Consider the following 5,431-nt stretch of genomic DNA (forward strand, 5'->3'; position numbering starts at 1 on the left):
CCTTCTTCTTGCCCCGGCGCATCCAGCCGTCGATCGCCATCACCAGCGCGACGATGCCGTCGATGCGCTTGCCGCTCTGCTCGCGGTCCGGCTTCACCGGCTTGATGTTGTCGGCGTCGTCGCGCTTGACCTCGACCGAGTCAGCGTTCCAGCGCGCCACCGGGTTGCCGCCGTGGTTGAGCTCCTGGCCCTTCACCAGGCGCATGAGCTCCTTCATGGGCTCGCTCATCCCGAGGAAGCCCTGGCCGACCGGGAAGCAGGTGAGCTTACGCTTCTGCAGCTCCTGCACCGTGGGTGTCGCCATCCACCGGTCGTGGCTGATGTCCAGCGGTGTGGGCGGTGCCCGGCAGGTGGTGGTGCCCCGTAGGGTGGGGTAGCCGCACAGCCGGCGCCTCGCCCGTACCGCTGAGTCCGGAGGCGTGAGGTGCACGTCGATGGCGGACTTGTCTGTCATGCCGTGCGCCGTGAATGGATCGCCCAGTACCGACGCCGGGCGTCTAAGGAAACCCAATCGCCGGGGCTGGGAATCTGTCGATAGAGCGCCATCTCGGGGGCCCGATGACAAACGCTGACCTTCCCTTGTGGCCTCAGAGGCGGCAGTGAATGCACAGATCTGGCGACCAGCGGTTCTTGGCATCCATCGTCCACTCGATGAGCGGTGCAGACGGCAACCAGTCACGACGGAGGTGACGACCCACGACGAGTGGGACCACTTCCGTGGCGCCAGCAATCTCGAGCGCAGCCACAGCCGCGTGCAGATGGGCGCCGGTGGTGTAGGTGTCATCGACGAGCAGAACCCGTTGGGCCTTGACCGTCCCTCCGACCTGATAGGCATCAATCGCAGCCGTGTTCCGCCCGACGCCGCCCGGGCCGATATGCAGGACATCAGCAACCTCGGTCCTGACGGAGCGGATCATGCGCAGCGTCGTCTCGAGCGGATGTTGTCCAATACGGCCGGACTTTGAAGGCACGACAGCAACGGCGGTCCATTCGTCAGGACTAAGGCAGCGAGCGTGGCGGTCGAGGAAGAGACCGATGAGGCCGGCGAGCCGAAGGCGCTGGCGGGCTGCGACGTTCGCGCTAGGGCCCTTGTACTGCTTCAGCGTCGTGTAGATCTGAGTGTCCTGCATGGAAAGTGAAATCGGAGTGACCGGCTGCAGCGGTCGCCCGAGCGTCGCTCCAATTCTCAGGCAGCTGTAACACTCCGCGTACTGGTCCTCGATCCCTGTGCAGCAGATCCTGCACACACCACTGCCCGGTGGCTTCACCGGCAAAGCCGCGCCGAGTAGGCCACCCGCAGCCTTTTCGTAGCTGCTCACATCGTCAGCCAAGCGTAAGTTGCACCGGCTGCCCGCTCGGCGCGAGCGAATCGAGACGGTCGAGGACCTCCTCGACATCTCGAACCACAGCGACACCTGGCCGCTGCGCGTACCGCTCAGCCCACTCCTGATGCATGACGAGACCGTCGAGGAGGAACAGCTGCTTGCCATGCTCGAGGCACTTGCGCGCCTGCTGGCGAGCGCCGGACGTGTCGCCAGCCTCAACGACGACGGTTCCGAGCGATAACCCGGACGTAGTGACGTTGCGCATCAGGAAGGTCTGCCTGGTCGGCGGCGCTGTCGGCCAGAACTGCGAGACCACAGCACCGCCACTGGCGACGATCCGTTCGGCGAGATCGATGTTCGAGCGGGGATACGTCCGAGTGACGATGCCATGTCCGACGACCGCAGTAGTGCGGCCTCTGGCCTCCAGCGTGGCTGTCTGCGCGGCTGTGTCGATGCCCTCTGCGAGTCCCGACACCACCGTAACGGCAGCGCGCGCAAGCCCCGTAGCGAGCCGGCGCGCCTGTTCGAGACCGTCGGCAGATGGCTTCCGCGTCCCTACAATGGCGACGGAGCGCTCGCCGAGCGCGTCGAGATCGCCCCGAACGAAGAGAATCGGAGTGCGATCGTAAGCCTGGCGAAGGTTGACCGGGTAGCGGTCATCGCACACGGTTACGAGGCGCACATCCGGATGTGACTCGCGCAGAGAAGCGAGCGTCGTCCTCCAGCGGACAACGGCATCATCGGGCAACGCGTTCACCAAGCGTCGAGCCAGGTCGAGATCGACAGCCTCGAGGCCGGTGAGTCCGCCCAGGAGCCGCTCAGGTGAGCCAATGGTCTCCAGGAGGTCGCTGACGCGATGGCGGCTCACGCCATGGACAGCGTCTGCCGCCTCCGTGAAGGCAAGCACAAGCGCCTGCTCATCCGCCACGAGTCCATCTCCTCCGAACACCTGTTCGATCATAGCGACCGCAGACCAGCTTTGGAGGCAGCCTACGTCGAGGGGCAGCGCTGGCCGTCGAGGGGCAACCATCAATCCGCGGCGGTTGGCCCAGGGCGCCCGACGTGGTCATAGTTCGCCCGCGCCGGCGGGGTTCTCGTCGGCCTGGTCGGGGGGTCGAGCTCCGACATGCGGACCGCGGCAGCCGCCGCACCCCCTGGGCGCAGGTGCTCGAGTCCGTCGTCGTCACCGGTCACACCCGGCGGCGACGAGAGTGGCGAAGAGCTTGGCCGTCACTGCGGACGCCAGGCCGAGTGGGGAGAGTGCCTTCGCGGCGGGGTCTCGGCCCTGTGCCGTTCTGGTCAGCGCGGGTCGGCGAAACCGAACGATCGGCCTTCTCGCTCGCGAGCCAGTCAGCAGCGTGCTGGGCACGTCGAGCATCAGTCAAAGGGTCCTGGGGTGAAGTGCCGCTCAACCGACAAGAGGCGCTCGAGGTCGTCGCCGACTCGCTCAATCGAGCCCCGTTCGACCTTGGATCGAGCGTCGGGTGTGAAGCCCAGCTCCTTCGACCACGCGCGCAACGCCGCCTGCGCGTCGCGCATGACCTGTACCGACGGGTTCTTGACCAGAATCGCTTCGCCGCCATCGCCGCCGCGGGCCTGATCCGCTGATGAGCGCCCAGGGACGAGGGCGCCGCGCTTGGCGACGTCGGTCGCGGCCTCAACGAGTTCCGCCCACAGGGCGCAGTAGCAGGCGAGACCTCCTCGGTCGACCTCCTGGAGCCAGGTCGGGTACGCGGCGGTCGCCTTCAGCAGGCGGCGCCATTCGGCCTTGCCCTCGCGGGCCAGCCAGGTCGGCGGGTCGGCGTCGTAGCGGTCGACGCCCCGGGCGCGCTTGGCCCGGCCCGCCCGCGGTTGCTGGCCGTGGAGGGTGCGAAGGTGGTCGGGCTTACGCCGCTGCGGCATCGCTCACCCCGGCTTTCAAAAAATGGCCTCGAATCGCGGCCGCGCACGCGCGCTTAGCCAGCGGTATGACCGATATGGGCGGAAGTGGTGGTACCCCACCCCCACGCTCAGTGATGACGCCCCAGGCCCGTCTCGCGCGCCGTCTTGAGCGAGTGATGGGCGTGGCAGAGCGCTTGGAGGTGCTCGTCAGCATCCGGGTTCGGAACGCCCCGCTCGAGCAGCAGCTTGCGGCGCACAACGTGATCCACATCGGTCGCCGGACGCCCGCAACGCATCCCATCCTCGACCCACGAGCACTGCGGATGCCAGCGGAGGTAGCGGGCGGCGATCCGCTGCCACTTCGAACCGTAACCGCGCTCGCTCGGCGTGCCGCGGGCTCGTTCGCGGGCTCGTCGGTGCTCCGGGCACAGCCCACCGCCCTCGACCACCTCGGGACAGCCCGGCTGGATGCACGGGGAAGGTGGCCTCCGCGGACTCAATGCGCCACTCCCTCTCGCCACCCGGAGTGGGGTATGCGCGGTGACCGCCTGATCCTCGTACCGTCGGGTAAGCGCGTTCTGTCGCCCGCGAAATAAGAATCTGAACGAGACACACGCGGGGCAGTCCGCCGGGCAACCCAACTCCGTCCCCTATAGGTAGGGACGGGGTTGGGGTTGGGTTGACCCCACCCCCAACACCCGTCCCGCTGTGCACCTCGGTCGACCAACCCCGTCCCATGACGGGACGGGGTTGGAAATGACCTCTCACCAGCCTTTTCGTGAGTCACAAGACCAACTCCGTTGAACCCGGTCCCACATCGGGACGGGGTTGGTCGGCAGTCGCCCACAGCGACCGCTTCACCTTGCGGCCGCCCTCGGTGTGCTGGAGGGGCTCGGCGACGATCTTCCCGGCCTTCGCCAAGGCGTTGAACGCGTCTCGCGCGCAAGTCGCTTTGCCTGCGGTCTTGTCGATCACCTCGGTCTTGGTGAACGTCCAGGGCATGTCGGCCAGGCGCTCGAGGATGGCGAGCTTCGCGGTGTCGTCCTCCGGGTCCTGTCCGGGTCGGTGTCGGCGCAACTCCCAGTTGATGGCACCATCGAACTCGCCAAGCTCCTGGTCGAAGCGGCCGAGCTCGAGGTCCAACTCCCAGGTCGAGCCGCCCCACTGGCGCGAACCCACCTCGAGCAGCAGATTGAAGTGGCCGCTCTCGACGTCAGGGGCGACCCTGTGGCTGAGCAGCAGCCAGCTGTCCGACCACTCCTGGCCGCCGCTCTGGGTGATGCGGTCGAGCCCCCGACCCGTGCCCGTCTTGTTGAAGTGCGACGCCACGATGAGTGAGGCGCCCGCGTCGAGGCACGGCGTGCTGAGCGACGTGAGTAGAGCGCCCTCCTCGAACAGGTTCGACGCGTTGCTCGCGGCACCGTGGAACGCGTACCACGGGTCCACCGCGACAAGACCAGGCCGAACCTCGGCCAGGTCTCGCTCCAACGTCTCCTTGAACCGCAGGGACGTCACCGGCGCGGTCTCGAACAGTGGATGCAATGGCACGTCGCGCAGCTTGCCGATCGCCATGGCCTCGGCGATGCGCTCGGCGCGATTGGTCCAGGGCACCCGGCCCCCCTCGCCCACGTACAGCACGACCGGCGCGGGCTCGTCGACGGTGAACTGGCCGAACAGCGACACGCCCGACGCCACCGCGAGCCCCAGGAAGGTCAGGACGTGGCTCTTGAGAACCTTGCGTTCTCCACCCACCATCCCGTACGTGGGATCGACGAGCATGCCGCGGATGGTCCACTTGAAGGACCGCTCGGCGTCGAGCAGCTCGGGCATCGTCCAACGGCGAAACAGATCGAGGGCCTCGCCATGGCCCACGCGTTCGTCGGACTCCTCGCCCATCCAGCGCGGCTCGGCCGGACAGCCGACGTCCTTGCACCAGCGCCCAGCGTGATCGTGCTCGGACCGTTGTTTGGCGATGATGCGACTCGCCTCTCGGGCCGCGCCGTTCCCGAACTTCTGGGTGGTGGCCCGGTGGCACTCCGCCAACGCGCTGACCGCCCGGCACGGGCTTTGTGTTCACTGTGCCGGGCAGTCGTAACAGGCTGTTGGCGGCGTGCTTATGGTCGCCTGCGAGTGCCGTCTTGAGTCGGTAATTCGTTGCCTCGATGATGCCGGCGGGCTGGAGTTGGTCAAGCGCGACGTAGACATGCACACCGCGGCCGCTGGAG

At 67.3% G+C, this 5,431-nt stretch carries 5 protein-coding genes (1 of these 5 cut by a window edge); all 5 read right to left on the reverse strand.

Translation table 11 applies throughout. The features are described 5' to 3' along the window. A protein-coding gene (locus E6G06_21715; protein TML85785.1) for a hypothetical protein crosses the window boundary here: on the reverse strand, positions 1-886 show its 5' portion. The gene continues 110 nt to the left of window position 1, outside the view; 886 of the gene's 996 nt are visible here — the first part of the coding sequence; its start codon is at positions 884-886; its stop codon lies off the left edge, out of view. A gap of 437 nt (positions 887-1,323) precedes the next feature. Then, entirely contained in the window at positions 1,324-2,355 is a 1,032-nt protein-coding gene (locus E6G06_21720) for a DNA-processing protein DprA (protein ID TML85786.1), read from the reverse strand. 347 nt (positions 2,356-2,702) lie between these two features. Further along, on the reverse strand, positions 2,703-3,227 hold the full coding sequence (locus E6G06_21725; protein ID TML85787.1) for a phage terminase small subunit P27 family: 525 nt from the start codon (positions 3,225-3,227) through the stop codon (positions 2,703-2,705). A 107-nt stretch (positions 3,228-3,334) separates the two neighbouring features. Then, positions 3,335-3,706 carry an HNH endonuclease gene (locus E6G06_21730; GenBank protein TML85788.1) on the reverse strand — a complete coding sequence of 124 codons (372 nt, stop codon included), beginning with the start codon at positions 3,704-3,706 and terminating at the stop codon, positions 3,335-3,337. Positions 3,707-3,989: 283 nt separating this feature from the next. Beyond that, a complete protein-coding gene (locus tag E6G06_21735; GenBank protein TML85789.1) occupies positions 3,990-5,249 on the reverse strand; it encodes a hypothetical protein in 1,260 nt (419 codons plus the stop codon). Positions 5,250-5,431 lie beyond the last annotated feature (182 nt).

It is taken from the genome of Actinomycetota bacterium, from assembly GCA_005888325.1.
GTDB lineage: Bacteria > Actinomycetota > Acidimicrobiia > Acidimicrobiales > AC-14 > AC-14.

Bases quoted from the DNA above. Each gene is read 5' to 3' on its own strand.
- E6G06_21720 (TML85786.1), bottom strand. From the start codon at position 2,355: ATGGTTGCCCCTCGACGGCCAGCGCTGCCCCTCGACGTAGGCTGCCTC.
- E6G06_21725 (TML85787.1), bottom strand. From the start codon at position 3,227: ATGCCGCAGCGGCGTAAGCCCGACCACCTTCGCACCCTCCACGGCCAG.